Source organism: Mucilaginibacter sp. L196 (assembly GCF_009765905.1).
GTDB lineage: Bacteria > Bacteroidota > Bacteroidia > Sphingobacteriales > Sphingobacteriaceae > Mucilaginibacter.
This window is the reverse complement of the sequence record NZ_LMUO01000015.1, coordinates 712,029-737,945: the sequence shown is the minus strand read 5'-3', so window position 1 is coordinate 737,945 and position 25,917 is coordinate 712,029. Positions and strand designations below refer to the sequence as shown.

Genomic DNA, 25,917 nt, shown 5'->3' with positions numbered 1-25,917 from the left:
GGTAATCAGCCGTTTTGTATGGATAAACTACCCATGTATGCGTTCCATCTTTCCATAATTTTGTATCACTACAGCCTCATGCGCCAGGTATTCTTTCCATCGCGCGTCCACATCAATATCGCCACAATACTTTTTAGCTAAACGAATAAACATGGCATAATGCGTGGCCTCGCTTACCATCAGTTCATGGTAAAAAGCTGCGAGTTCCGCATCCTCAATATTTTCCGAGAGTACTTTAAACCGCTCACAACTCCTTGCCTCAATCATCGCCGAAAAAAGCAATCTATCAACCAACTGTGTGGTACGGCCTCCGCCTTTTACAATAAACTTTTGCAATTCGCCTACATAATTATCCTTGCGTTCCCGGCCTAGTACGAAACCACGCTGCACAATTAGTTCATGTACTCGTTTAAAATGATCCATTTCCTCCTGCGCTAAAGCGATCATCTCCTGCACCAGGTCAGATAAATTAGGGTTTTGAACAATAAGGGTGATGGCATTGCTGGCGGCTTTCTGTTCACAAAAAGCATGGTCGGTTAATAGTTCTTCAATGTTGCTTTCCACAACATTCTTTACCCAGGTCGGGTCGGTAGGTAACTGCAGTTTAAGTATGGTTTTCTCGCTCACAAATGCAAAGGTAAGCGTTATTCATCATCCTTAAAAGCTGGGTTATTGCTAATGAGGCGGGCGTGATGGTGAATGGAGAGGATATTGATTTCTTTATCCTGAATGATGTCATAAATTATACGATAGTTTCTATAGATTAATTCTCTCGTAAATTCATCCTCCGACTTTTCAAATACCTTACCCAATAAAGGATTATCCTTTAATTTTTTAATCGCTGTACGAATTAACTGTATTTCATATTTGGCATAATAAGGCAAATTCCTTCTTATGTAATCGTAAATTTCTCTTAAATTCTGTAAGGATATTTTAGAATAAACTATTTTTAGTCCCACGTATCAACTTCCTTATCGAATTCTTCTTCAGTCAAATAATCACCATTTTTAATTTGTTCTCTTGCTGTTTCAAGCTTTTGCAACAAAATTATCCGTTCAACAATGTCATCCAACGAGAAGCCCTCCGGCAAATGATCTATCAGATCATGCATCTTTTCTTTAGTCAGCATACTCAATCCTTTTAATAATTAAAATATACGATTTTTAGTATTCAGGTTAAATCAGAATAAAGCAATTATCATACCTTAAGAGCAAACCAATATTGATATATACTAAAGCTTACCCCAATGCAAATAACACAGGATTTACATTATTTGATTTTCCCGTAAAGGTTCTTACTCTCAATAAACTCCAACACCGGATCAGGCACAAAAAAACGTACATCTTTTTTTTCAGCGATTGATTTGCGGATGAAGGTTGCGGATAGTTCCATCTGCGGTGTCATGGTGATAGTTACGGATGGATGGGACGCATACTCGGCGTTCTCATATCCAGGGCGCGGGTAAACGTATATTTTATAATCGCGCAGTATCAGTTTAAAGTTTTTCCATTTTGGTAATGACACCAGGTTGTCCGACCCCATAATCAGCGCGAATTCATGCTGCGGATATTTTTCTTTTAAATGAGCGAGGGTATCAATAGTATAAGATGGTTGCGGAAGCTTCAGCTCCACATCGCTAACTTCCAAATTTTTAGCGTTATCGGTAGCTAGTTTAGCCATCTCCAGCCTGTCGTAGGTATTAATCAGGTCGCCGTATTTTTTTAGTGGGTTTTGGGGTGATACAACCAACCAAACTTTATCAAGGTCGGTGTAGTTGGCCATGTAGTTGGCAATAATTAAATGGCCTACATGAATGGGATTAAATGAACCGAATAGTAAACCTATCTTCATTAGTTTGCAGTTTTAAGTTTGCAGCAAGCAGTTACTTTGCGCCGAACTTTTCAGTATTACTAATCATATATTGAACAATTCGCCCAATCTCGTCCGACAAATTATATAATTTATTATAAACTTCCTCTGTTATGTAATTACATGCCTTTGAAAATTCCAACCATCCCTGCGTTTCACTATTTTCCATATCCACGTCTGTAAGTTTGCTTATAAAATGATTGGGATAGATTCGTTTCCTGTATGCTTCGACGGTGCAAATATTAACAGATCTTGATGACCTTCTGATCTGATCCGTAAGGGAATACATTTCTTCTTTAGGAAATTGCTTTGTAACATTGAATATCTCCATAGCCAAGGCAAAGCTTTTTTTGTATAGTAATAAATCTTTGTATGTACCCATACTTTTAAGCAAACTGCAAACCAGCAACTGCAAACTGATTGCGTCAGTAAGATAGCTAAAAATTATTGATTCAAAAAATTCTTTACTAATACTTCAGCGTCAGCACATGCCGTATCCAGCTCATAGTTTTTCAGGATAACATCAAACTGCGGGGCATAGTTCAGTTCCTTTTCAGCTTTGGCAAAACGTTCTTTTAATTTCTCAGCGCTGTCTGTTCCCCTGCCGCTTAAACGTTCTTTTAAAACCTCAAGTGATGGCGGCTGAACAAAAATAGCCAGCGCCTGCCCGTCGTATTTACGTTTTAAGTGTAAACCACCTTCCACATCAATATCAAATATCACCGTTTTGCCTTTTTTCCAGATACGCTCAATTTCTGTACGTAAAGTGCCATAAAATGTACCGGAGTATACTTCCTCAAACTCTACAAATTCCTTTTTGGCTATGCGGTGCAAAAAGCTTTCCTTGCTGATGAAGTAGTAGTCTTTACCGTCCACCTCATCTCCACGAGCCTCGCGGGTAGTAGCCGATATGGAAAACTCCAGGTCGCTCATCTTACCAAGCAAATGATGTACTATAGTAGTTTTACCAGCTCCGGATGGTGCAGAGAATATAATTAATTTACCTTCTTTGGCCATCTACTACAATACGTTTAAAAGTTGTTCCTTCATTTTTTCCAATTCTTCCTTCATGCCTACTACCAGTTTCTGCATGTTGGCATCGTTGGATTTTGATCCCAAAGTATTTATCTCTCTGCCGATCTCCTGGGTAATAAAACCTAATTTTTTACCGTTAGCATCGCTGTTTTTAAGCGTTTCTAAAAAATAATCGCAATGAGCTTTTAGTCGTACCTTTTCTTCAGTAATATCCAGCTTATCAATAAAATAGATCAGCTCCTGCTCAAAACGATTTTGGTCGATGCCTTCCTTATTAGTGGCTTCTTCCAAAAATGAGTTTAAACGCTCACGAATAATCGGCACACGTTTAGGCTCTTCAATCTCAACCAGTTTAAGGTTTTCAAGGATGATGTTGATACGATATTTCAAATCCTGCTCCAAAACATTACCCTCATCTGAGCGGAATTTTTGGAACGCGGCAACAGCCTGGTTAAAAGTTTTCTCAACCAATTTCCATTCATCTTCTGAAACTGTTTCCTCGTCGTATTTAACTACTTCGGGTAAACCAAGCGCCAGTTGCATCAGGTTAGTTGTCGGTTCTCCTAATTCAACGCTCACCGCTTTTAATTGCTCGTAGTAATTTTTTAGCAGAACGGTATCAATACCAGCTGCTTTTACCACACCGTTTTGTTGTTCAACGGTGATAGAAAGGTTAACTTTCCCGCGTTCTATTTGCTTATTGCAATCGTTACGCAACTGAAATTCTTTATCAGAGAATATTTTTGGCAATCGTAATGATAGCTCAAGAAACTTACTGTTCAGGGATTTTATCTCAACGGTATATTTTGTGGTGCCTGAGTCGGCAGCAGCAATTCCATACCCTGTCATGGATTTTATCATGTGCAAATTTAGTAATTAGTGATTGGAGTTTAGAGTTTAGGCTAAAATAATCATATTTTCTAACCAAATCCTAATCTCCAAACGTTGATTTCGACCCACCCAAGCACTCCATTAACACTTTTTTACATTTAATACGATATACAATTAATAAGTTTACGTTATTATTTAAATGAACACCCGTTACCTCATAATATATCCTGCGTTAATCGCTTTTTTTTGTCTGCCGATACTCGCGCAAGCGCAACAGGCATTTACTGTAAATGGCATCTTCTTCAAAAAAAGCAGCGACGAACGTATTGCCTCGGCAACTGTTACCAACTTAAAAAGTCAGCAGATCATGATGAGTGATGAGCTTGGCGGCTTTAGCATCCCGGCATCAAAAGGGGATACTTTGCTCTTCAAAAAAACCGGTTATACCGAACAAAAACAAGTAGTAAGCGGGCCAAACGACATGATAGTTTACATGCAGCCTATTATTGTGTTGCAGCAGGTTACCATACAAGGCCAAAGTACCAGACAGGAATTAAACGGTGTAATGAATGACTACCGCAGTAAAGGCCTGTATTTTGATGGGCACCCGCCGTTAATGGCATTTATCGCCTCGCCTATTACTGCTTTTTATGAGTTATTTAGTGCCGATGCTACCAATGAGCGCCACTTCGCCAAATTTTCCAAAAACGAGCTGGAAGCTGTTGAGGTAAGCAAACGTTATACTCCGCAACTGGTAAAACAGGTAACCCATTTACCGGATGCTGATGTGGTAAAATTTATGCAGCAGTATACCCCATCGTACGAAGACATGCGGGGTTGGAATGATTACGAGCTCATCAGCCACATAAAACATTACCTGGAATATTATAAAACACATAAAGATGGGGCGGATTTACAAAAGTTGTATTAGGATTTAGAAGTTAAATAGATTTGTCATTCTGAGGGACGAAGAATCTGTACTGGTGTAAACTACTTTACAGATTCTTCGCTATGCTCAGAATGACATTTTTTAAGGTTGAGTATCTCAAGCGATTCTGTAAGTAGGGGATTGCCACGCTTCGCTCGCAATGACGCTTTGGTTAGTTTAAATTCCTAACGATTCACAAGCTTTCTCAGCGGCTAGCTTTTCCGCGTTCTTTTTACTGAATTCTTTACCTAAGCCCACTATTTCGCCATCAACACTGGCTTGTACCGAGAATAGTTTGATGTTCTCACCTTCATGGTTGTTCACCAAATCAAAGGTAATATCCTTACCATGGCGCTGGCACCATTCAATCAGCTTACTCTTAAAGTTAGTTTCGGTTTGCTCCAGTTTATGGATGTCGATATGCGATTTGATAATGTGGTTTATCAAAAAGTTTTTGGTGAAGTCATAGCCCTTATCCAAATAAACAGCCCCGATCAAGGCCTCAAAAGCATCACCTAACAGTGATCCTTGCCTTTGTGAATTTAAAGCGCGGTTATCAAACTCTATCAGTTTATCAAAGCCAAGCTTTTTACCTAACTGGTTAAGGTTAACACGACTTACAATTTTCGACCGCAATTCAGTCAAAAAGCCTTCATCCTCGTAAGGGTAAAGTTTAAACAGCACTTCGGCAACAACGCTGCCTAAAACGGCATCGCCCAAAAATTCCAGGCGTTCGTTACTGTTCTTTACGCCTTTTTTGATGTTTTGCGCCGCCGATTTATGGCGAAATGCCAACCGGTATAACGACAAATTGCCCGGAACAAATCCGAGCAAATTCTTTAAAATTTTAACATATTTTCTGTTAGGAGAGATATATAGTTTGTAGAAACGGCTTATAGGCATTTAATACAATTAATCTTCTAACTTCCTGAATATTACCGATGCGTTGTGGCCACCAAACCCAAAGCCATTGCTTTGCGCGGTTTTCACTTCCCTTTTCTGCGCCTTGTTAAACGTAAAGTTTATCCTTGGATCAAAAGCCGGGTCATCAGTAAAATGGTTAATAGTTGGAGGGATAATACCATTTTTAATGGCCAATATCGTAGCAATCGCTTCAACAGCGCCCGCTGCACCTAATAAGTGCCCGGTCATGGATTTGGTTGAGCTTATATTAATGTTATAAGCATGATCGCCAAATACAGTCTGTATAGCTTTTATCTCCTGCGGATCACCAATCGGGGTTGATGTACCATGCACATTCACATAATCAATTTCCGATGCTTCAATACCCGCGTCGCGCAGTGCTTCTTTCATTACTAAAGCCGCGCCAAGCCCTTCCGGGTGTGGGGCAGTCATATGGTAAGCGTCCGCACTCATGCCCCCGCCTATCATTTCAGCATAAATTTTAGCGCCACGTGCTTTCGCATGCTCATATTCTTCCAAAATAATGGTTCCTGCACCTTCGCCTGCCACAAAACCATCACGGTCAAGGTCAAACGGGCGCGAGGCCGTTGCCGGGTCATCATTTCGGGTTGATAGCGCATGCATCGCGTTAAAGCCACCAATACCAGCCTCATTTATTATAGCTTCTGATCCGCCGGTAACAAACATATTAGCTTTACCCATACGGATATAGTTAAAAGCATCAATTAATGCGTTGTTTGATGAGGCACATGCAGAAACCGTAGTAAAGTTTGGCCCGCGTAAACCATATTTAATAGAAATATGGCCCGGCGCGATGTCGGCAATCATCCTTGGGATAAAGAAGGGGTTAATGTGTGGCGCTCCATCACCTTTGGCGAAATTTACAATTTCATCCAAAAATGTTTTTAAACCACCAATACCCGATCCCCAGATAACACCAATACGGCTGGTATCCAATTTATCGAAATCCAAACCTGCATCCGCAACCGCTTCAGCAGTGGAATATAATGCATACTGAACAAAAGGATCGAGCTTACGCGCGTCTTTTCGGCCTAAAAATGCATCCGCGTCAAAGCCTTTCACTTCGCACGCGAATTTGGTTTTGAACTTTGAAGTATCAAAACTCTTAATAGGCGCGGCGCCACTTACCCCATTTATCAAAGCCTCCCAGTATTCAGGAACGCTGTTGCCAATTGGAGTAAGTGCTCCAAGCCCGGTTATTACAACTCTCTTAAACTCCATTTAAAGGGTTTTGCGAGTTATTTAACGTTTTTTTCAAGGTAAGCAATGGCCTGACCTACAGTACCAATTGTTTCAGCCTGATCGTCAGGGATAGCCACATTGAATTCTTTTTCGAATTCCATGATCAGTTCCACGGTGTCTAAAGAATCAGCACCAAGGTCATTGGTGAAGCTTGCTTCCGGGGTTACTTCGTTCTCGTCAACTCCCAATTTTTCTACGATTATAGCTTTTACTCTTGAAGCGATATCAGACATAGTCTTATAGTTTAATGATTAATAATTTCAGTGCAAAGAAAAATAAATTCTGTTAAATATCAAATCTAAAAACTTTTGCGCATTTAACTCAACAAAAATTTACTTGCTAAGGTTTTCAAATTGTATTTTTACCGGCGCAAATGTAATGATTTTGAACAGAAAAATATTAAAGTTTGAGATCGATCTTGATTTTGTACTAATTGCAGTAACAACACCGCTTAAAGATTACCGTATTTGTTATCTTATTAACAAGTATTTAAACTTTAATTTGGCTAAAACTGCCGATCTTGCGGTCGAGATCCTTCCTAACACCGAGCCGGTGTACTTTTCTAAGTATACCCACCATTGGGAAGCTAGTGACACTAATTTTTATTTTATAGCCAACAAAGGTTCTGATGGCTATTTGATACCCGAAATACGTAAAACAGATTATTTTTTAATGATCAAAAATTATATTGATGATTATGACCTCGATAACCTGGTATCATCCCTTAATCGCATACCCGAAATAGTGGCCGCGGTAAAGATTGATCCAAAAAAAATAAAATCACGGGAAAATCTACTATTTTAGCGCAAAATTTAGAATGTGTCCGTTTTACACTTTGTATACTCGGTAAGCCAGATTTAAACTCATAATTTATGAAATTGTATTATAACCGTACCAAAATAGTTGCCACTATGGGCCCTGCCTCGGCCCCTAAAGAAACCCTTTTAGCCATGATAAAGGCCGGCGTAAACGTTTGCCGCCTTAATTTTTCGCACGGAAAAGCTGAAGATCACAAAAAAGTTATCGACACAATTCGCGAAATAAATGAGCAATACAAAACCAACATTGGCATACTTGCCGATTTGCAGGGACCAAAAATCCGCATTGGTTTAGTAAAAGATGGTGGTATACATTTAATAAATGGCACTCGTATTAATATAACTACCCACGAATGTATTGGTGACGACAACCAGATATACATTACTTATGATACCTTCCCGAAGGATGTACAGGCCAATGAAATTATTTTATTGGACGATGGAAAAATCCAGATGCGTGTTATCGAGACTAACCGTGTTGATACCGTAGTTTGCGAAATTGTTCACGGTGGTATCCTTACTTCACGTAAAGGCGTTAACCTGCCAAACACCAAAGTATCTATCCCAAGTTTAACTGAAGAAGATTTAATAAACCTGAAATTTGTTCTGCAATTTGATGTAGAGTGGATCGGCTTATCGTTCGTTCGTAACGCTGAGGATATTGTACAATTAAAACATATCATCGCGCAGCATGGCAGTTCGGCCCGCGTAATCGCTAAAATTGAAAAACCTGAAGCTATTGACAATATCGACGAAATTATCGCGGTAACGGATGGTGTGATGGTTGCCCGTGGCGATCTTGGTGTTGAAATGCCGATGGAAGAAGTTCCGTTATTGCAAAAAATGATCGCCCGTAAATGTCGCGCGGCATCAAAACCGGTTATTGTTGCTACGCAGATGCTGGAATCAATGATCACCACCCCGCGCCCAACACGTGCCGAAGTGAATGATGTTGCAAACTCTGTACTGGATGGCGCTGATGCAGTAATGCTTAGCGGCGAAACTTCAGTTGGTGAATTCCCGGTTATAGTTATTGAAACAATGGCTAAAATTGTTCGTAATGTTGAAGAGCTAGGCTACCCATACAATGCCAAAGAAGAACCGGTTAGGACGCAGGATGAAACCAGCAACCTGAGCGATGCAGTCTGCGGATCAGCAGTATATTTAGCTGAACACACCAATGCTGTTGGTATTGTTTCGATGACATCATCAGGTTACACCGCTTTTGAAATATCAAGCTACCGCCCTAAAGCAAGCACTTACATATTCACACCAAACAAACAATTGCTTAATGCATTAAGCCTGGTTTGGGGAGTACGTTCATTCTACTATAATAAAACTGAAAGTACAGATCAAACTATTGAGGACGTAAACAACACCCTTAAAGCAGATGGTTTAGTACAAGTTGGTGATGTGGTAATTAATACTGCTTCGGTTCCTTTAGTTAAAAAAGGCAAAACCAACATGCTTAAAGTAAGCGTTATTGAATAATAATATTTGATAACTTAATAATATTAAAGCCATCAACTAATAATTGATGGCTTTTTTGTTGCTTCTCCCCCTTGTCATGCTGAGGGACGAAGCATCTATCCGCTAATCTGCACGCGGCGAATCTATCGATAGATTCTTCACTGCGTTCAGAATTACAAGGGAGCGGATCATAAACAAATTGTCATGCTGAGGGATGAAGCATCTATCCGCTGATCTGCAAGCGTTGAGCCTATCGATAGATTCTTCACTGCGTTCAGAATGACAAAGGAGTTTATAAATAAGATTGTCATGCTGAGGGACGAAGCATCTATCCGCTAATCTGCATGCGGTGAGCCTATCGATAGATTCTTCACTGCGTTCAGAATGACAAAAGGAAAACCCACTCCCAGCTCCTTCCTCCCACTCTAATCACCAACAAAATCACCCTCCCTGTAACATTTTTCGCCCCCAATTGTCTTAATTTCCTAAGCAAATCCTATTTTCGTCTTATAACTGAACATCATTACTCATTATCATGAAAAAAACCCTTTCTGCGGGCTTATTATGCAGCCTTTTTGTGGCTGTGGCCGCGCTTAATACAGCGCAGGCGCAAATAGAACCGCCAATCCCTCACAATGTACCGGCAATTGATATTTACCGGGCTACTCCTACCAGAGTAAACGATTTGATCAACACTAAATTAGATGTACGCTTTGATTATAAAAAGTGCTTTATGTACGGTAAAGAATGGGTTAACTTAAAACCTCATTTTTATCCAACCGATACCTTAAGGCTTGATGCGAAGGGCATGGATATTCATAATATATCCATCGTACAAAACGGCAAAAATATCCCGCTTAAATATGTTTACCAGGACAGTCTTTCACTGGCTATTCGTTTAGACAGGGTTTACCGTAACAACGAAAATTATACAATTTATATTTCCTATACATCAAAGCCTAACTTGTTAAAAACAAAAGGCAGCGCGGCTATTAACGATGCTAAAGGTTTATACTTTATAAACCCTGATGGCAAGGACCCGGATAAACCTATCCAGATTTGGACACAAGGCGAAACCGAAAGCTCATCAGCCTGGTTCCCTACCATCGATCAGCCACAACAAAAAACTACCGACGAGATTACCATGACTGTTCCGGCTAAATATGTGACTTTATCAAACGGTCGTTTAGCTTCACAAAAAGTGAATGGCGACGGTACCCGTACTGATACCTGGAAGATGGACTTGCCGCACTCACCATACTTGTTTATGATGGCCGTGGGCGACTTTAAAATCTATCACGACAAATGGCGCGGCAAAGATGTAGACTACTACCTGGAGCCTAAATACGCCCCATATGCCAAACAAATTTTCGGCATGACACCAGAGCTGATGGAATTTTACTCAACTACTTTAGGTGTTGATTACCCATGGAACAAATACGCGCAAATTGTAGTACGTGATTACGTAAGCGGCGCGATGGAAAATACTACCGCAACCCTACACGGCGAACAGGTGCAGTTAACCGATCGCCAGTTATTAGATGCTTATTATAACGATAGCCGCGTGGACATTGCACACGAGTTATTCCACCAATGGTTTGGTGATTATGTAACCTGCGAAAACTGGACCAACATCACCATGAATGAATCATTTGCTGATTTCAGCGAAATGCTTTGGGCCGAACACAAATATGGTAAAGATGAAGCAGGTTATCAGAATTATGTGGATATGAACGAATATCTGCAGGATCCCGCAGATCAAACTAAAGATCTTGTTCGTTTTCATTATAACGATAAGGAAGATGTATTTGATTTGGTGAGCTACCAAAAGGGTGGTCGTATTTTAAATATGCTGCGCACTTATTTGGGCGATGCCGCGTTTTTTAAAGGCTTAAAAAGCTATCTTACTACCAACGCATTTAAAGCCGGCGAAGCACAACAACTACGTTTAGCTTTAGAAGAAGCTAGCGGACTTGACCTTAACTGGTACTTCAACCAATGGTATTATGGTGCAGGTAACCCTGATTTAAGCATTAGCTACAAATGGGACGATGCCACTAAAAAAGAAACTGTTTATCTGCAACAAACCCAGGATGGCAAACCATTTATTTTGCCTTTCGCGGTTGATATTTATGCAGGTGGCAAAAAAGTACGCCATAACGTATGGATGCAGGACAAAGCCGATACCCTAACCTTTACCAGCGAGTTTAAACCTGATTTAGTTAACGTTGATGGTGATAAAGTGTTATTAGTTAAAAAGACCGATAATAAGTCATTGGATCAATTTGTGTTCCAATATTTTAATGCACCATTATATGTTGACCGTACCGAAGCTATTAGCGCGGCAACCAAACAACAGGATGATAAAGGCGCGCAAAAGGTATTGATCTCTGCTCTGCACGATAAGTACTATCGCCTGCAAATAAAAGCGATCAAAGCTTTGGACATGAAGAATGATGCTATTCGCAATGCGGCAATGCCAATCCTGGCATCATTAGCACAAACAGATCCTAACACTTTAGTACGTGCTGCCGCAATTGCCGCCTTAGGTAATTTAAAAGCATCTGGCAATATGGATATATTTACTGCGGCATTATCAAGCCGTTCATATGCTATACAGGGCGCTGCTTTAACTGCTATCAGCAAACTTGATAGCGTAAAAGCGTTAACCTTAGCCAAAGGTTTCGAAGCTGATAACATGGACGACCTTACCACTGCAATGGTTGGCGTTTACGCTACCAGCGGAAACTCAGCAGAGTGGCCTTTTGTATACAAACAATTCCACGAAGCACATATCCAGATGAAATTTGAGCTGGCCCGGAAATTTGCAGCAATGACCGCACGCGTTGATAATTCTGCTGATGCGCAACAAGGTATATTGGAATTAAAAGCAATGGCTATACAATATAAAATGTATGGTGCCGACCAGTTTGTTATTGGCGAATTAAACGGTAATGTAAAAACCGGCCGTACCGCTTTACATGATGATGCTTCAGTTAAACTGATCGATCAAACAGTAAAGGAAATACAGGACACTAAATAATTTGTTATCTATCCATCAAAAAGCCGGACCAACCAGTCCGGCTTTTTTTGCAACAAATATTTATTTAATCCTCACTGGCTTCAGTTTGTAACTGAAGCCCATAGATAAAGTCAGTCTGAGATTGACAATAACTAACAGGCGGCATTATAAAAAAAGTTATAAACTTTCCTGATCTGTTAGGTTTAAGTCAAAGACTGAAGCCAGTGCTCCTGCTAAAAAAAGGAAAAGGTAATTAACCCTGCTGAACAGCCCTTGACCCAGCCGATCCCTTAACAGGTTTCTGCTTATTTTTTTGGGCCCAAACTTTTTTGTTGAGTTTGGCCAGTCTTTCTTTGTTGCGACGGTCGACTACTTCTTCGAAGTGTTTTTCGTAGTCGGGATGATTGGTACCCATTAGTCTGTCCCAGATATTAAAATAAAGCCCGTAGTTGCATTTAACCAGGCGATGGTGCATATTGTGATGGGTTGATGTATTATGCCATTTAAACACCCAGTGGCGCACAAATTCTTTAGGTACTGTTTCGTAACCCATATGTCCGCCTATATTCACCAATAACGAGTAAATAAAAACGATTTGCATGGCAGTTGGATAATGCGGAATGGTAAACGCCACCAAAGGCACCACCAATATCTCACTCACAGCCTCCATCGGATGAAAAGCCAGCGCCGCGAAAGGTGTTGGGTTGATAGATAAATGATGCTTTATATGCACCGTTTTAAATAACGGCTTCCAGTGCAATAAGCGATGCGCCCAGTAGAAATAAGCATCATGTATAAACACCATGATCACAATGCTGAACGCGTAATACCAGTAGCCATATTTATCCGCCGGATGATAAGCCTGGGTATAACCATGGTAATTTGCCCAGGCAACACCTAGCAACACCACGCCAAAAATAACCAGGGTACTTACGGATAGCCAAATCTCGCGCATAATATGCTTGCGCTCAGGGTAGCATTGCTGTATTTTTGATGCCCAGTAAAACTTACCGCGCCATTTGTATAAAAACAGGTACGCAAATCCCGCGAAAATAGTGTACATCACGGCCAGACCTAAAAATATGTAGCCTATCAAGTACCATAATGTGTTCCCCTCTCCCATGCCGCAAAATTAAATCAAAAACATTAAAAATCCTTGTTCAGCAGTTTCTCCAATTCAGCAAAGCTGATATTCATTTTTACACGGCCCTGTTTGGCGTATGATATTTCGCCGGTTTCTTCCGATACGATGATGGCCGTAGCTTCATTCGCTTCCGTTACACCAATACCTGCACGGTGGCGCAAACCAAATTGCGGTGGCAGATCGGTTTTATCGGTAAGCGGCAAAATACAGCTGGCCGATTTTATTTTATTTTCAGATATTACCACCGCCCCGTCATGCAGCGGACTCGTCTTCTGAAATATACTCTCTAATAATCGCTTAGAAATCTTTGCTTCAATCACCTCGCAGCTGTTTTGGTAAAACTGTTCATCATAATACTTGGTAAATACTATTAACGCACCCGTGCGCGATTGTTTTAAACTTTTACAGGCATCGATGATCGGCTTTATCCGCGCGAAGTTATTTTTCTCCGCCTCGGCCTTACCAAAAAAGTATTGCCACCATGCCTTGTTTCGCTGCAGCGAGGCATTTTTACCCACCAAAAGCAGGAAGCGCCGTATTTCCTGCCAAAAGATTACAATAAGCGCTATAGGCCCCACATCCACAAACTTGCCCAGTATTACCGTAAGTAATTGCATTTGCAAAGCCTTTACCACAAAATAGGCCAGGTAAATAATCACAAAACCAATGAAAATATTTGCCGCTATGGTACCGCGTATCAGGTTATATAACTGGTAGATAATGAACGCTACCAATATTATATCCAACACGTTTAGCGGTGTAACTTTGAGGAAGCTAAAATTGAGGGACTGCATTTTACTAAGGTAAGATTTTCCTGTTAAAGCCTCAATTGATTAAAAATAATGATATTATTCAGACGGTTTTTAATTCTGCATTGGCGTGTTGACTCACCTGGTTTTCACTAAGTCGCTAAACCAGCCCTCTCTCCCGCTTTGCGGTAAAATTATTTTCACCCTCTATGCGCCTGCGGCGCATAGAGGGTCGACCAGCGCAGCGTAGTCGGGGTGAGTCAACTGTGCGGCTGGCATTTGCGCTAATGTCGCTCGTATATTTTACTCACCCGGTCTTTGCTTCGCTCGACCACCCTCTCTGCCGCAAGCGGCAAAGAGGGAATTTGGATGTTCATTTTTTTGCTCCGCCTATTCAAGTGCCCACGCTTGAATACCAAAAGGTAATAGTAGAATATTCAATCAGGCCGATGCATTTTTTGACAAAAGCCGAATAAGTTATTTTTTAGAGGGATCAATAATTGATTTAAACTCTTCAGAGAAACAGTTGTAAACTACATAAATACTTTCCTCTTTAATATCTACTTCCCAAGTCTCGGTTTTCTGTAATCCTTGAGAATTGAAAGGGAAGCCTACTTCTTTTATAATCAAGTCGTCTTTGTTGATTGTAAATATTCTTTCTGGGATTTTATAGAATAAAATTTTGAATGAATATGTGTGCAGTACAATACTATTCTCTAAAACTTCAATCTCATTTACTATTTTATTTAATTTATGACCATCTACAACCATTATTGATCTTAAAAAAATAACAGTTATAAATACTATAAATAACATACTAAGCCAGTACTCAGTTGTAGATGATGTTTTGTAATAAAATGCATTAGCAAAAATGAATATAAGGAATAAAGCAAAAACAATTCCCCATACTGATCCTCTTGTTTTTTTATTTATATAATATTCTAAAGTTTCGTCCGCCAAAAAACTCATATCAATAATCAGGTTTAGAATACAAACATATAATTTATTAGCCGAAGAGAATAAAAAACTCGATTAGCTTTTCTCCACCTTCTTCGGAAACAACAACGAAGCCCCAATACTCACCGCCAATATCCCCAATATAATAAACAGCGAGATGGTGGTGGTTAAACCGATTTGCTCCACATACTCCCCTGCCAGCATTTTCAGGCCGATAAAAGTGAGCAGCGCCGCCAAACCAACTTTAAGGTAATGGAACTTATCAATAATATTCACCAGCAGAAAGAACATGGATCTCAGCCCCAAAATGGCGAATATGTTGGAGAAGAAAACGATATAAGGATCTTTAGTGATCGAGAAAACAGCCGGGATAGAATCCACCGCGAAAACAAGGTCGGTAACTTCGATGATCAGCAGCACCAATAACAATGGGGTGATGAGGCTCTTGCCATCTATCTTTACAAAAAACTTTCCCTTTTCAAATTTAGGATGTACCGCGAAATATTTGGACGCGAATTTCACCACCGGGTGGTTATCAGGGTCTATCGCCTCTTCTTTATTACGGGTCACAAACATATTTATCCCCGTATAAACCAAAAACGCCCCGAACAGGTACAAGATCCAATGAAACTTAATAATCAACGCCGAGCCCACAAAAATGAAGGTAAAGCGCATTAATACCGCTCCTATTATCCCCCATAATAACACCTTGTGATAATATTTAGGTTCTACAGCAAAAGCGGTAAATATCAGCACCATAATAAAAATATTATCTACTGATAGCGCGTACTCTACCGTATAGCCGGTAATAAATTCCAGTCCAAGGTTTTTACGGTATAGCTCCAACCCTCCCGCGAAGTCATTCGGATTTAATTTAAGATCATGAAAATTTTCGATGTTAACCCGTTGCAGTGCGGCAAAACTATCAACGTGATGCAGCAGGTCGCCATAGCGTAAAAGCAATAAGTAGAAAGATACGGCCAGTGCGATCCAAACGGCGCTCATGATGGCCGCACGTGTTAAAGTCACCGGGCGGTCTGCTTTAGAAAACAGGCCCAGGTCTATCGACAGCATTGCAACAATAAAAACTATGAAGCCTAATATGAATATCAGCTCGTTCGGCATTATTTATTTCGTTCAGTGGTAAAGCGCACCAGCTGCTCCAACCCTAATCTCGATTCTCCTTCGGGGAAGGTATTCAAAATCTCGAAGGCCTCATCCTGGTACTTTTTCATTTGGGTTTCGGCATATTCCAAACCGCCGGTGTCCTTAACAAACTTAATAATCTGCCCAATCTTTTCAGCCTCATCATTATGGTTCTTAACCAGGTTTATCATTCGTTTTTTATCAGCCTTACTGCAAGTGCTTAGCGAATAGATCAGCGGCAAGGTTACCTTTTTTTCTTTTATATCGATTCCCAGCGGTTTACCTACATCATCTGTGCCAAAATCAAACATATCATCCTTGATCTGGAAGGCGATGCCTATTTTTTCTCCGAACAAGCGCATTTTCTCAATCACCTCATCACTAGCCCCGGCGGATGCAGCCCCGCAAGCACAACAGGAAGCTATCAGCGATGCCGTTTTTTGCCTGATGACCTCATAATAAATAGGCTCATCAATATCCATGCGGCGCACCTTTTCAATCTGTAACAGTTCACCCTCACTCATCTGGCGCACGGCTTCGCTTACAATACGTAGTAATTTAAAGTCATTATTTTCGATGGATAACAGCAAGCCTTTTGATAGCAGGTAATCGCCCACCAAAACAGCTATCTTATTTTTCCATAAAGCATTTATCGAGAAAAATCCACGGCGTTGGTATGAATTATCAACCACGTCATCATGCACTAAAGTCGCGGTATGCAGCAATTCCACTAAAGCGGCACCACGGTGTGTTGATTCATTAATACCACCACAAATGCTCGCCGAAAAAAACACGAACATGGGGCGTATCTGCTTGCCTTTACGCTTTACAATATAATGGGTAATGCGATCAAGAAGCGGTACTGAGCTATACATGGAATTTTTGAAGGTATCTTCAAAAACATCAATCTCCGCGGCTATGGGTTTTTTAATTTCGTTAATGCTCAGCATCTAAAACTAAACAGTTTTTATAAGTAAATGTCGCCTTATTGGCAAACTGAAACAAACATAAGCTAAAAATAGCTATCCCGGTTATCCGCTTAAATATTTTGACGAATATTAAACCGTTAATGATATATATCATCATTTACTACAAGCAGATAACTAACACAATCCGCCTATTTGCAAATGATCGCAATTACGTTAATTTTGGCATCATAACTGACCCTAAAAAAATGAAATTTAAACACATTGCATTAATGCTGGCTATCTCCGTGGCGGCATTTACCTCAAAAGCCCAGGATAACCTGGTAAACTCAGTAAAAAATAACCAAAGCGCCGACAGCAAATCAGGCTTTACCTTTACTACGGTTATTGATCTGGCAAATACTTCAATAAAAAACCAGGGCTCGTCGGGCACCTGCTGGAGTTATTCAACCAACTCTTTTCTGGAGTCTGAAATGATCCGCGAAGGCAAAAAACCATTGGATCTTTCTCAAATATACTCTGCACGTTGTGCATACATCGAAAAAGGCATAAACTATGTACGCATGCATGGTGCTGTAGGCCTTGGCGATGGCGGCGAACCGCATGATGTTATTAATATGTTCCGCAAGTATGGTGCTATGCCGCAAATAAACTATACCGGCTTAACCTACGGCTCTACCCGCAATCAATTTGGCGAACTGGATGCCATGATGGAAGCCATGTTAAAAGTAGTAGTATCAAACCCTAACGGTCAACTTTCAAAAAACTGGTTGCCAGCCTATACCGCTGCAATTGATGCCTACCTGGGCCAGGTACCAACCAGTTTTGATTATATGGGCAAAACTTATACTCCGCAAACTTTCGCTAAAGAAGTAGTAGGCATTAACCCTGATGATTATGTAGAGTTTTCATCAGAAACCGATCACCCTTATTATGAAAAATACACTTTATTAGTGCCTGATAACTGGGAATTTAACCAGGTTTACAACATAAAAGTGAATGAGATAACCGACATCATTGATAATGCTCTAAAAAACGGCTATACCGTAGCATGGGGTGCTGATGTATCAGAAAAATACTTCAGCTGGACAAACGGCGTAGCTTATGTACCCCAAAAAGACGTACAGGACATGACCAAAGATGAACGCGACCAAATGTTCAATGGCCCAAAACCTGAACTGGACATTACACCCGAAGTTAGGCAAGAGGCATTCGACAATTATAATACAACCGACGACCACGGCATGCACATTGTAGGCCTTGCAAAAGATCAGAATGGTAAAGAATATTACATTGTTAAAAACTCATGGGGCCAAAGTAATGATTACAAAGGTTACCTGTATGTTACCAAAGCTTATGTACAATATAAAACCACTGCCATATTGCTGAACAAAAATGGCGTGTTAAAAGATATTCGCAAAAAAACAGGCATTTAATAAATCATCGACTTTAATAAAAAAGAAAGCCCAATGCAATCATATGCATTGGGCTTTCTTTTTTATTATTAAGCGATGTTAATTTTGTTTACTGATCTCAACACGGCGGTTTAATATTCTTCCGTCCTCGGTTGTATTATCGGCAACAGGGTTGCTTTCGCCATAACCCTGTGCAGTTATGTTATCAGCGTTTACGCCTGAATTAAGTAAATAAGCTTTTACCGCATTAGCCCTGTCAACTGATAGTTCCATGTTATGTGCGGCCGTTCCTTCTGCCGAAGCGTAACCTTTTAACATAAACTTAGCTGACGGATCTATTTTCATTTGCGCGGCTGCATTATCCAACGCCGGATACGAACTTGTTTTTAACACACCCGAATTAAATTCAAACTGGATATTGGTAAAATTATAATCCGGTTGTGGTGCCGGGGCAGGTGCGGCTGGCGCAGGGGCAGGCTGTGGAGTTGGTGCTACCGGCGCCGGTTTTTCGGTTTCAGTAACTACAGGAGCTGGTTTTTGCACCAGTTTTTTTGCTTTGCAAGCTTGTAAAGTAATTAACGCGGCTACAATAAGGAGCAAGGAGAAATTCAATCTGATATATTTCATGTGTGTAATTTTTAGATTAAACGCCTAATAGATGCGCCTATTGTATTAACTTTTAAGTTAACTTAAGGTATGGAAAATTATTTTACCTTTGCAATCCTTAATTTCCCGGAGAGGTGTCTGAGTGGTCGAAAGAGCACGCCTGGAAAGTGTGTATACGCCAAAAGTGTATCGAGGGTTCGAATCCCTCCCTCTCCGCAACCCAAAAGCAATAAATGCCCTTTACAATACGTATAGGGCATTTTTGTTTATCTACAATTCAATAGGTAGCAAAATTGGTAGCAAATTCCGGCGCGTTCTCTAAGAAGATGGAAAATCATTGCTATGCTATTCCTTTACACTTCGTATATTACAACTTCGGTAAAATACATAAAACATTAAGGGTAACGCCTGCAATGGAAGCAGGATTAACTAAAGATGTAATGAGCATTGAGGAAATAGTAAGATTAGCGTATTAATTGGTAAAAGGTAGTAAGTCTAAATACATTGCTCTCGTATCTTTCCCTTTATCATCATCAGTAAAATATTTAAAGCCGTTCTTTTCATAGAAAACTAAGGATTTATCATAAGCATCCACTGTGATAAATTTACATCCTGTTCTATTGTTATCTACAAATAGTTCTTTCAAATAATCCAGTATGGCTGTTCCTATATCATTACCTTTAAAATCATGTGAAACAGCCAATCTTCCGATTTTCATTGCTGGGTAGCTTTTAAATTTCTTTTCAGCAGAAATAGCACCTTTTCTAAATCTATTCCACTGATTATTGCTGGAGAAATTTTCTGATGATATTTTATCGTTTAATAAACTGAAAAAAGCGACGGTATGAACGTCGCTTTCAAGCAGATATGTTACCGCAACTAAATCCGTAAGAAATACCTTTGATTTATTTAATAGAAAATCGTTTAAATCTTCATCTTTGCAATCAAACGTTTTGAATTTATAATCAGAGCTTAGTCGGATTAAGTTAAAATCCTCTAAATTCATTAAAATTTAGAAATAGACTTTAATGCTGAGTAGTTAGATTTCATACGTTCACGCATAGCAACGGGAACAATTTGGGTCTTTGCTTTTGCCATCTCCTGATTAAATTTGACGGCATCCTTTCCTCGTAGAATAGGAGTTTCTTTAATAGGTTTTGCCATAACTAATTTGCAGACTTTATACACCTGCACTGGTGTGTTTTTACGTTACAACTTGTAAAATGTTACTTATATAAGTTGGCGTACAAGATATTTGACTATCAATATACGCAAAAGTTTATGTTAAAATTTGTCGTTTGTCGCAATTAACTACTATCAAAAGATTGAGAACGGTGAGCATACCCAGCACGCTAAATTTTTGATCTGCTAATTATCGGAACAATAAAATATTTGAATATACACGGCTCCGCAGATTGGAATTGTGCATTGGATAGCTTCAATATATCTATAATCTTTAATTTGTCAATACAAATATAAATCCAAAAAATCACTTTCAACCTATAAAGTATAATTTGTGACACAAAACTGGTTTATTTATAATCATTATAAATAAACGAGGCCATAAGGTACCTATAATTTATTATTTTATTTAACTTATTCATACATTTAAGCCACCTAAAAAGTGGCTTTTTTATTTACCTAAAATTTATGACCTCAAAACTATTTATTGCACTAATTATTCAGATAGTATTTTTTAACATATGCAACGGACAAAATAAAACTAATAATTGGAAAGCGTTGCGAGATACGTTAATGTCAAAAACTGATACAGAGTTTGCAGACGATGAAAGTAAACAAAAATTTACTGATTGCGTCATTGAAAAACTAAAAGCCAATTATCCTAACGGAGACGTTGGGATGTCTCAGCTTGAAATAAATAGAATAGGGCAGAAATATGGGGCGATATGCACAAACGAATTAAAGGGAGAGCTTCATTTTAATATGTCGTGGTCGGGTACAGTGGGCGTAAATTTCAAAAAAATGTTACTTGTAAGTGACTTGGTAAAAAACATTCCTGAAAATAAAAAATCTGATTTTTGTGACTGCTTTGTATTAAAATTGAAAATTAAATACCCGAACGGTATAACCGAAGCTATACCACCAACGGTAAGAGATAGCGTATACAATGAGTGTATACAATTTATAAATAATTCAAACTGAGACACTACCCAATTTCGAGGGTTGATTTCAATTAAATTTTAATGATTACATTTGTTTACTGATGTCGCTATCAGTAAAAACTTGAAGGGGGTGCTATTTATTAGTATCCCTTTTGTTTTATTGAAAAAACACAGCCGGGCTTACTTCTAAAGCCCTTGCAATAAAAATAATAGTTGAAAGTTTTGGATTGATTTTACCTGTTTCAATTCGGTAAATTTGTGATATTTCAATATCAGCCATATTTGCTAAGTATTGCATTGAAAACTTTTTTTCCTTGCGGATTGCTCTCACCTTTTGCCCAAAGGCCAGTATCACATCACTTTCATTGGGTAAAGCCATTTCCCAACAAAGTTGTACCACCTACTTAAATTTAATTTAGGCACTCATGCTCAAATTGAAATTTATTATTAGTTTTACAATCATTTTTAAAACCGTAAATCACATTATGAAAAAACTACTTTTAAGCAGCGTAATTTTATTAACTTTTGCAGTGTCACTATTGATTTTTAATTTAAGCTGTAAAAAAGAGGCTAAGGCACAATCCTCTCAACCCCTCGCTCAACAGGGAAAAATATTTTTTATAAAAAGTGTTTCAAATGAAAATCAGCTATGGACAGCTAGTTATGACGGTTCTAATCAGCAAGAAATTAATTTAGCACTGCCTACGGGGACATCTGTCGATGGAATTTCATCTATCTCACCTGATAAAAAAACGGTTTTTGTCGCTGTTGCTAACGGTAGCTCGGATGATATTTACACCTGTAATATTGACGGCTCTAATTTGAGGAAGATTATTTCTGATACGGGTTCAAATGTCATATCTTATTAACCATGAAAGAAACGATCCTAAAAGCTTTAATAGCTTCGCTTTGTCTTTTCGGATGCGGTAAAACACAAACAGCGGCTCCAAAACAACCCACAAACTCGTTGTATTATGGTAAATGGTTAAGAACAGCCGTTTATGATACAACATTTTATACAAATACAAACAATACTCCATTAGCTCAAAGCGCAGGCGGCAACGGGGGATATATTGTGTTCAATAATAGCGAAACAGTTGAGGTTTATGATGTAAATAATGTAAACACTGGCGCTTATATTCTTGATACTACAAAGATGGAATTGCAGGGCGCATCCTTAACGTATCACCTCATAAAGGTATCGCCTACTGAATTATATGTATATAATAGGGATATTACAGGAGGTTTAAGTATATGGGCCACATCTGTTAAATATGTATATGCCAAAGAACAATAAAGATCGTAAAATGGTTCAATTGCGTTAAGGTTACCAATTTATTTTAGCCATTATGCAACCAAACCAACCTTTCCGTTTAAGCCTAATTTGACTGCGTCAAAATGATTATTTCAAATGTTTTCAAATATTACTAATCCGGTAATTATTGTTTTACAACAATTAATAATATAGGACCATGTAAAAGTAAACCACCATTGCAGACATTACTAAATTAGGTTTTTTGTTTGCAAACAGTGCTTTTTATTTATTTCCGGCAAGGTCAATTTAATTACCCCCTCAATTTGCGCTAATTGTTCCGGGTTCAATTGCTTTATGTTTTCTTGACTTAATACTGTTTCATTAATTTGAATAAAATTATTTTGTTGCTGTATGTGTGTGCCATTTCCTGATTGCTCATTCCTGCTTCCTATCATATCAAAATATAATCTTGCTGCTTTCATATCACCATTCACCGCATACTTAAACACTTTCGCCAATATTTTAGAACTCATAAATCGAAATTGTTCCAATTCTTTTAAATATAGGGGATGTGAATTGTACCCTCTAATATGCTTATTGATAGTTACACGGCTTAATCCCGTCTCTGCTGCCAAATTATTTTTTGTAGGCATACAACCATAATCCTGCATTAATTTTGAGATAGCGACGGTAATCGTTAAATGATTGCTCTCCCAAAGTTGATTTTTCGTGCTTGGAGTTATTATTTCATCTGCTTGCTGTAAAACTTCATCGTAATCAGCACCTTTTCCAGCGTTTAACTTTTCGGTTAAGACATCTACAAATCTTCGCCTTTCAAGTGGTGTCAAAATGTTTAAATCATTGTTTGTGATTTTTTTAAGAGTAAATATCTTATTAATTTTTTCTTCTGTTTCTGTAAACCTTTGTAAACTTTCTTTATTATTATCCATAATTTAATTCCTTTTATTATAATTTCCAAAACCTAATTCACGTAACTTTTTACTGCAAAGCTTTATATCATTATCACATTCTAATTGACAAAAAACATTAACAGGATTAACCCCTTTGGCTGCTTCAAGGTTCGTCGAACTTGTAAAAACATAAAGTATTCGCTTTTCAATACAATAGTCGGCACTAATACCGCTTTCTTTGCCCGGCCTGCTATACCGTTTACGTGTACCTTTGTCATGTGCGGGTTGATATGTCCAGCCATGATTTAACAATATTGTTTCAACATCCCCGTTTTTGTTAAAATCATCAAAGGGGTTGCTATCAGTGCTATTAGTTTTATAGGCTCTTTTAGACCTTACAGGCGGTTCATATAAAAAATCGAATACTGTTGCGTTATGGTTGAAATATGCCGCCTCGTCAAACGATTTATATCTATAACGGCAAATGTCCTTAACTGCTGTATCAAAATAAATGCTATCAATCCCGCAAGACTCAAAATAAAGCCTCATAGCTTCAAAATGCTGCGTATGCTTTCCTTTGTTTGATATTGGTATAATACCCCAGTAACCTGTACCGCTTACCGATAAGCCACAATAGGCAACATAAGGCATATTGGTAACTATATTAAATATTTCGCTCATTTTTTCAGGCGGTAGCTTGTCCAGGTCAAAGCAAACTAACCCAGTATGTGCAATGACATTGTTTGCGCTTCGTGTTGGCCTGCAAATGGCCGAGGGGGTTATGCCGGGTAAATTACTCTTTAATACATCACGCTCCGCTTTGGTTGCTTTTGAACGAATGTTTAAAACCTGTTCCTTATGGCTGGTATCATTCAAATACATAAGCAAGTTTGTGTCATTCGCTTGTCCTGCATAATTATTATACCTCGATACTGTTATGTTTAATATTGATTCCATTTTAATTTTCCTTTCAATTTATATTCTGTTATCAACTGAACCGGGATAGCCATGCCAGTAGCCTATTTCAGTCCAGTTAGACTCAACTGGAATACCCCCTATATGTATAGGGGTATCCATGTTAGTTCAGTTCAGTAGGATGTTTACTCGGCTCATTGTTATTGATTGAATACTTACACGCCTTTGTTCCCGGTGTTCCCGATGTACTTATATGCTTGAATTGCAGCCAATGGTTTATCCATTCGGCTATTTTATTCTGTCCCAAATCATAGCTCAAATGCCTTGAAATATTTGCGCTTGCTGAGGTTTTCAATTCACTTCTAATCATTTCAGATTGAACGCTAAAAACATCCTTTATAATAATTTTATGAGTTTCTGGCGGTATATCATAGGGTGCTATTTTTTTTCGCTGCTCGTTTTTTGGTGGAATTGCAAAACCATGAACTATATTTGGTAGTCCATCTAAATCAATAATAAAAGCTATCGGCTCAAATTCTTTATCCCGGCAATATTCGGCTGAAATAATGCTAACGTTCTTATCTTCGCCTTTACTTACCGCTGTAACCGTTTCGCTTTTATTGGTTAATTCTGTACCTAAATGTCCTCTTGCGTTAAGATCACCTTTGTTTTGGTGCAATACCGTAATGATGTGGATATTTAACTCTTCGCTCCATTTTAATAACTTAGAAGTTATCATACTGGCCTGTTCCTCATCATTGATAGAAGTAATTAAATCCCTTATTCCGTCAATAACGACCATACCAATGTTAGAGGTGTTGTACAAGGCAAATTCAATCATTTCTAAACGTTCTACTGCTGTGTGTTTTCGTAATGAATAAACTATAAGGTTATCGGGAATAGATACGCCTGATATAGCGCAAATGCGTTTTAAAACCTTATGTACATGGTATCGGCTTTGCTCTGTATCGAAATAAAGAATAGTTTTCTTATTGTCGGGTAATGTCGCCCTTAACACCTTTTGGAACGGCTCACCGCTTATTAACGCTGCCGCTAAAATCAATGACAAGGCAAATGTTTTGCCTGCTTTGGCTTTGCCTATCAATAAGGTAAAATTGCCTAATGTTCCAAACGTATGCCCTGTACCGTCTATAATAACTTCAATGCAAATAGGCGGTACAGGTATTATATCATTAATATTAACCCGGCTACTGCTTAAAAAGGCTTTATAATCGAGCTCTTTTTTAATTTCCGGGTTCTTATCAAACGTGCTTTCACTATGACCATTCATATTTTGTCCCCCTGTCTATTGATAGTAGTACTATAAGCCAAAATATAATGCCTCTTATTGTTATTAAAAGTTATTCGTTTTTTTGGTTGCGATTTGAATTGACTATCTTTGATTTGCGAGTTCAAAGAATTGAGGAGGGTATCAGATGTTTTAAACATTTTTGCCCCCCTTTTTATTTTCAATAGCTGCCAATACAGCCGACTTTTGATACAAAATACGACTCCCAATTTTCAAGAAAGGTATCTTGCCTTTTTTGCGCCAACGTATTAATGTGGGTTCGGTAATGTCTAAAAAGTTGATTAACTGTTTAGTGTTTATA

Annotated in this window: 32 protein-coding genes and 1 tRNA gene; 10 read left to right on the top strand and 23 right to left on the bottom strand. The window is 38.8% G+C overall.

Annotated features, from left to right (window positions below):
• Positions 1-27 precede the first annotated feature (27 nt).
• The 7 genes from GSQ74_RS14145 to GSQ74_RS14115 form a co-directional block, all read right to left on the bottom strand.
• Positions 28-627, bottom strand: coding sequence for a tRNA-(ms[2]io[6]A)-hydroxylase (locus tag GSQ74_RS14145; protein ID WP_254060890.1), 600 nt, complete (start codon positions 625-627; stop codon positions 28-30).
• Positions 628-644: 17 nt separating this feature from the next.
• Positions 645-959 carry a type II toxin-antitoxin system RelE/ParE family toxin gene (locus tag GSQ74_RS14140; protein ID WP_158994345.1) on the bottom strand — a complete coding sequence of 105 codons (315 nt, stop codon included), beginning with the start codon at positions 957-959 and terminating at the stop codon, positions 645-647.
• Complete coding sequence (locus GSQ74_RS14135) at positions 950-1,129, bottom strand: hypothetical protein (RefSeq protein ID WP_158994343.1); 180 nt, start codon at positions 1,127-1,129, stop codon at positions 950-952. The genes GSQ74_RS14140 and GSQ74_RS14135 overlap by 10 nt, the downstream gene beginning before the upstream one ends.
• A gap of 140 nt (positions 1,130-1,269) precedes the next feature.
• A complete protein-coding gene (gene nadD, locus GSQ74_RS14130) occupies positions 1,270-1,851 on the bottom strand; it encodes a nicotinate (nicotinamide) nucleotide adenylyltransferase (RefSeq protein WP_158994341.1) in 582 nt (193 codons plus the stop codon).
• Positions 1,852-1,882: 31 nt separating this feature from the next.
• Positions 1,883-2,251, bottom strand: coding sequence for a four helix bundle protein (locus GSQ74_RS14125; RefSeq protein WP_158994339.1), 369 nt, complete (start codon positions 2,249-2,251; stop codon positions 1,883-1,885).
• A 62-nt stretch (positions 2,252-2,313) separates the two neighbouring features.
• Positions 2,314-2,886: a guanylate kinase gene (gene gmk, locus GSQ74_RS14120; RefSeq protein WP_158994337.1), complete on the bottom strand. Its 573-nt coding sequence runs from the start codon at positions 2,884-2,886 to the stop codon at positions 2,314-2,316.
• 3 nt (positions 2,887-2,889) lie between these two features.
• Positions 2,890-3,765 carry a YicC/YloC family endoribonuclease gene (locus tag GSQ74_RS14115; RefSeq protein WP_254060889.1) on the bottom strand — a complete coding sequence of 292 codons (876 nt, stop codon included), beginning with the start codon at positions 3,763-3,765 and terminating at the stop codon, positions 2,890-2,892.
• Between the two features lie 169 nt (positions 3,766-3,934).
• Here GSQ74_RS14115 and GSQ74_RS14110 point away from each other — a divergent pair, with 169 nt between their 5' ends.
• Positions 3,935-4,666, top strand: coding sequence for a hypothetical protein (locus tag GSQ74_RS14110; RefSeq protein ID WP_158994335.1), 732 nt, complete (start codon positions 3,935-3,937; stop codon positions 4,664-4,666).
• 174 nt (positions 4,667-4,840) lie between these two features.
• On the opposite strand, the gene rnc is transcribed toward GSQ74_RS14110, so the two are convergent.
• The 3 genes from rnc to GSQ74_RS14095 are packed head-to-tail and all read right to left on the bottom strand — an operon-like array spanning position 4,841 to position 7,083.
• On the bottom strand, positions 4,841-5,566 hold the full coding sequence (gene rnc, locus GSQ74_RS14105) for a ribonuclease III (RefSeq protein WP_158994333.1): 726 nt from the start codon (positions 5,564-5,566) through the stop codon (positions 4,841-4,843).
• 9 nt (positions 5,567-5,575) lie between these two features.
• Positions 5,576-6,829, bottom strand: coding sequence for a beta-ketoacyl-ACP synthase II (fabF, locus tag GSQ74_RS14100; protein ID WP_158994331.1), 1,254 nt, complete (start codon positions 6,827-6,829; stop codon positions 5,576-5,578).
• A gap of 17 nt (positions 6,830-6,846) precedes the next feature.
• Positions 6,847-7,083 carry an acyl carrier protein gene (locus tag GSQ74_RS14095; RefSeq protein ID WP_008241990.1) on the bottom strand — a complete coding sequence of 79 codons (237 nt, stop codon included), beginning with the start codon at positions 7,081-7,083 and terminating at the stop codon, positions 6,847-6,849.
• 145 nt (positions 7,084-7,228) lie between these two features.
• Here GSQ74_RS14095 and GSQ74_RS14090 point away from each other — a divergent pair, with 145 nt between their 5' ends.
• The 3 genes from GSQ74_RS14090 to GSQ74_RS14080 all read left to right on the top strand — a co-directional run bounded on the left by GSQ74_RS14090 (position 7,229) and on the right by GSQ74_RS14080 (position 12,181).
• A complete protein-coding gene (locus GSQ74_RS14090; protein ID WP_254060888.1) occupies positions 7,229-7,654 on the top strand; it encodes an IPExxxVDY family protein in 426 nt (141 codons plus the stop codon).
• Positions 7,655-7,722: 68 nt separating this feature from the next.
• Positions 7,723-9,159, top strand: coding sequence for a pyruvate kinase (gene pyk / locus GSQ74_RS14085; RefSeq protein ID WP_158994329.1), 1,437 nt, complete (start codon positions 7,723-7,725; stop codon positions 9,157-9,159).
• 514 nt (positions 9,160-9,673) lie between these two features.
• A complete protein-coding gene (locus GSQ74_RS14080; RefSeq protein WP_158994327.1) occupies positions 9,674-12,181 on the top strand; it encodes a M1 family metallopeptidase in 2,508 nt (835 codons plus the stop codon).
• Between the two features lie 232 nt (positions 12,182-12,413).
• On the opposite strand, the gene GSQ74_RS14075 is transcribed toward GSQ74_RS14080, so the two are convergent.
• From GSQ74_RS14075 to GSQ74_RS14055, 5 genes are all read right to left on the bottom strand, one after another.
• Entirely contained in the window at positions 12,414-13,283 is an 870-nt protein-coding gene (locus GSQ74_RS14075; protein ID WP_158994325.1) for a sterol desaturase family protein, read from the bottom strand.
• Between the two features lie 23 nt (positions 13,284-13,306).
• Positions 13,307-14,098 (bottom strand): diadenylate cyclase CdaA, encoded by a 792-nt coding sequence (cdaA, locus tag GSQ74_RS14070; protein WP_158994323.1) that lies wholly within the window; start codon positions 14,096-14,098, stop codon positions 13,307-13,309.
• A gap of 432 nt (positions 14,099-14,530) precedes the next feature.
• Positions 14,531-15,022: a hypothetical protein gene (locus GSQ74_RS14065; protein WP_158994321.1), complete on the bottom strand. Its 492-nt coding sequence runs from the start codon at positions 15,020-15,022 to the stop codon at positions 14,531-14,533.
• A 63-nt stretch (positions 15,023-15,085) separates the two neighbouring features.
• On the bottom strand, positions 15,086-16,135 hold the full coding sequence (locus GSQ74_RS14060; RefSeq protein ID WP_158994319.1) for a TerC/Alx family metal homeostasis membrane protein: 1,050 nt from the start codon (positions 16,133-16,135) through the stop codon (positions 15,086-15,088).
• Positions 16,135-17,106 carry a polyprenyl synthetase family protein gene (locus tag GSQ74_RS14055; RefSeq protein ID WP_158994317.1) on the bottom strand — a complete coding sequence of 324 codons (972 nt, stop codon included), beginning with the start codon at positions 17,104-17,106 and terminating at the stop codon, positions 16,135-16,137. Before GSQ74_RS14055 ends, GSQ74_RS14060 begins: the two co-directional genes overlap by 1 nt.
• A gap of 224 nt (positions 17,107-17,330) precedes the next feature.
• Between GSQ74_RS14055 and GSQ74_RS14050 the strand changes: the two genes are divergently transcribed.
• Positions 17,331-18,518, top strand: coding sequence for an aminopeptidase C (locus GSQ74_RS14050; RefSeq protein WP_158994315.1), 1,188 nt, complete (start codon positions 17,331-17,333; stop codon positions 18,516-18,518).
• A 78-nt stretch (positions 18,519-18,596) separates the two neighbouring features.
• On the opposite strand, the gene GSQ74_RS14045 is transcribed toward GSQ74_RS14050, so the two are convergent.
• Complete coding sequence (locus GSQ74_RS14045; RefSeq protein WP_158994313.1) at positions 18,597-19,124, bottom strand: OmpA family protein; 528 nt, start codon at positions 19,122-19,124, stop codon at positions 18,597-18,599.
• Positions 19,125-19,231: 107 nt separating this feature from the next.
• On the opposite strand from GSQ74_RS14045, the gene GSQ74_RS14040 reads away from it, so the two are divergent.
• A tRNA-Ser gene (locus GSQ74_RS14040) sits at positions 19,232-19,319 on the top strand.
• 110 nt (positions 19,320-19,429) lie between these two features.
• The gene (locus GSQ74_RS14035; RefSeq protein WP_216846742.1) at positions 19,430-19,579 is read left to right on the top strand and encodes a hypothetical protein; all 150 of its coding nucleotides are present in this window, start codon (positions 19,430-19,432) and stop codon (positions 19,577-19,579) included.
• On the opposite strand, the gene GSQ74_RS14030 is transcribed toward GSQ74_RS14035, so the two are convergent.
• Positions 19,576-20,109, bottom strand: a complete 534-nt coding sequence (locus tag GSQ74_RS14030; protein ID WP_158994311.1) for a GNAT family N-acetyltransferase — start codon at positions 20,107-20,109, stop codon at positions 19,576-19,578. The two genes, GSQ74_RS14035 and GSQ74_RS14030, sit on opposite strands and share 4 nt — an antisense overlap.
• The gene (locus tag GSQ74_RS22615; protein ID WP_174236929.1) at positions 20,109-20,267 is read right to left on the bottom strand and encodes a hypothetical protein; all 159 of its coding nucleotides are present in this window, start codon (positions 20,265-20,267) and stop codon (positions 20,109-20,111) included. The genes GSQ74_RS14030 and GSQ74_RS22615 overlap by 1 nt, the downstream gene beginning before the upstream one ends.
• A 486-nt stretch (positions 20,268-20,753) precedes the next feature.
• Between GSQ74_RS22615 and GSQ74_RS14025 the strand changes: the two genes are divergently transcribed.
• The gene (locus GSQ74_RS14025) at positions 20,754-21,266 is read left to right on the top strand and encodes a hypothetical protein (protein WP_158994309.1); all 513 of its coding nucleotides are present in this window, start codon (positions 20,754-20,756) and stop codon (positions 21,264-21,266) included.
• A gap of 117 nt (positions 21,267-21,383) precedes the next feature.
• Here the strand turns inward: GSQ74_RS14025 and GSQ74_RS14020 are convergent, their stop codons facing one another.
• Positions 21,384-21,626: a helix-turn-helix domain-containing protein gene (locus GSQ74_RS14020; protein ID WP_158994307.1), complete on the bottom strand. Its 243-nt coding sequence runs from the start codon at positions 21,624-21,626 to the stop codon at positions 21,384-21,386.
• Positions 21,627-21,711: 85 nt separating this feature from the next.
• Here GSQ74_RS14020 and GSQ74_RS14015 point away from each other — a divergent pair, with 85 nt between their 5' ends.
• Together GSQ74_RS14015 and GSQ74_RS14010 are read left to right on the top strand one after the other, a co-directional pair.
• Positions 21,712-22,095: a hypothetical protein gene (locus GSQ74_RS14015; RefSeq protein WP_158994305.1), complete on the top strand. Its 384-nt coding sequence runs from the start codon at positions 21,712-21,714 to the stop codon at positions 22,093-22,095.
• Between the two features lie 2 nt (positions 22,096-22,097).
• Positions 22,098-22,523: a hypothetical protein gene (locus tag GSQ74_RS14010; protein WP_158994303.1), complete on the top strand. Its 426-nt coding sequence runs from the start codon at positions 22,098-22,100 to the stop codon at positions 22,521-22,523.
• A 206-nt stretch (positions 22,524-22,729) separates the two neighbouring features.
• On the opposite strand, the gene GSQ74_RS14005 is transcribed toward GSQ74_RS14010, so the two are convergent.
• The 4 genes from GSQ74_RS14005 to GSQ74_RS22990 all read right to left on the bottom strand — a co-directional run bounded on the left by GSQ74_RS14005 (position 22,730) and on the right by GSQ74_RS22990 (position 25,916).
• A complete protein-coding gene (locus tag GSQ74_RS14005; protein WP_158994301.1) occupies positions 22,730-23,431 on the bottom strand; it encodes a hypothetical protein in 702 nt (233 codons plus the stop codon).
• 3 nt (positions 23,432-23,434) lie between these two features.
• Positions 23,435-24,349, bottom strand: a complete 915-nt coding sequence (locus GSQ74_RS14000) for a BT4734/BF3469 family protein (protein ID WP_158994299.1) — start codon at positions 24,347-24,349, stop codon at positions 23,435-23,437.
• Positions 24,350-24,470: 121 nt separating this feature from the next.
• On the bottom strand, positions 24,471-25,598 hold the full coding sequence (locus tag GSQ74_RS13995; RefSeq protein ID WP_158994297.1) for an AAA family ATPase: 1,128 nt from the start codon (positions 25,596-25,598) through the stop codon (positions 24,471-24,473).
• Between the two features lie 150 nt (positions 25,599-25,748).
• Positions 25,749-25,916 (bottom strand): helix-turn-helix domain-containing protein, encoded by a 168-nt coding sequence (locus GSQ74_RS22990; RefSeq protein WP_158995207.1) that lies wholly within the window; start codon positions 25,914-25,916, stop codon positions 25,749-25,751.
• Between the last annotated feature and the right edge of the window lies 1 nt (position 25,917).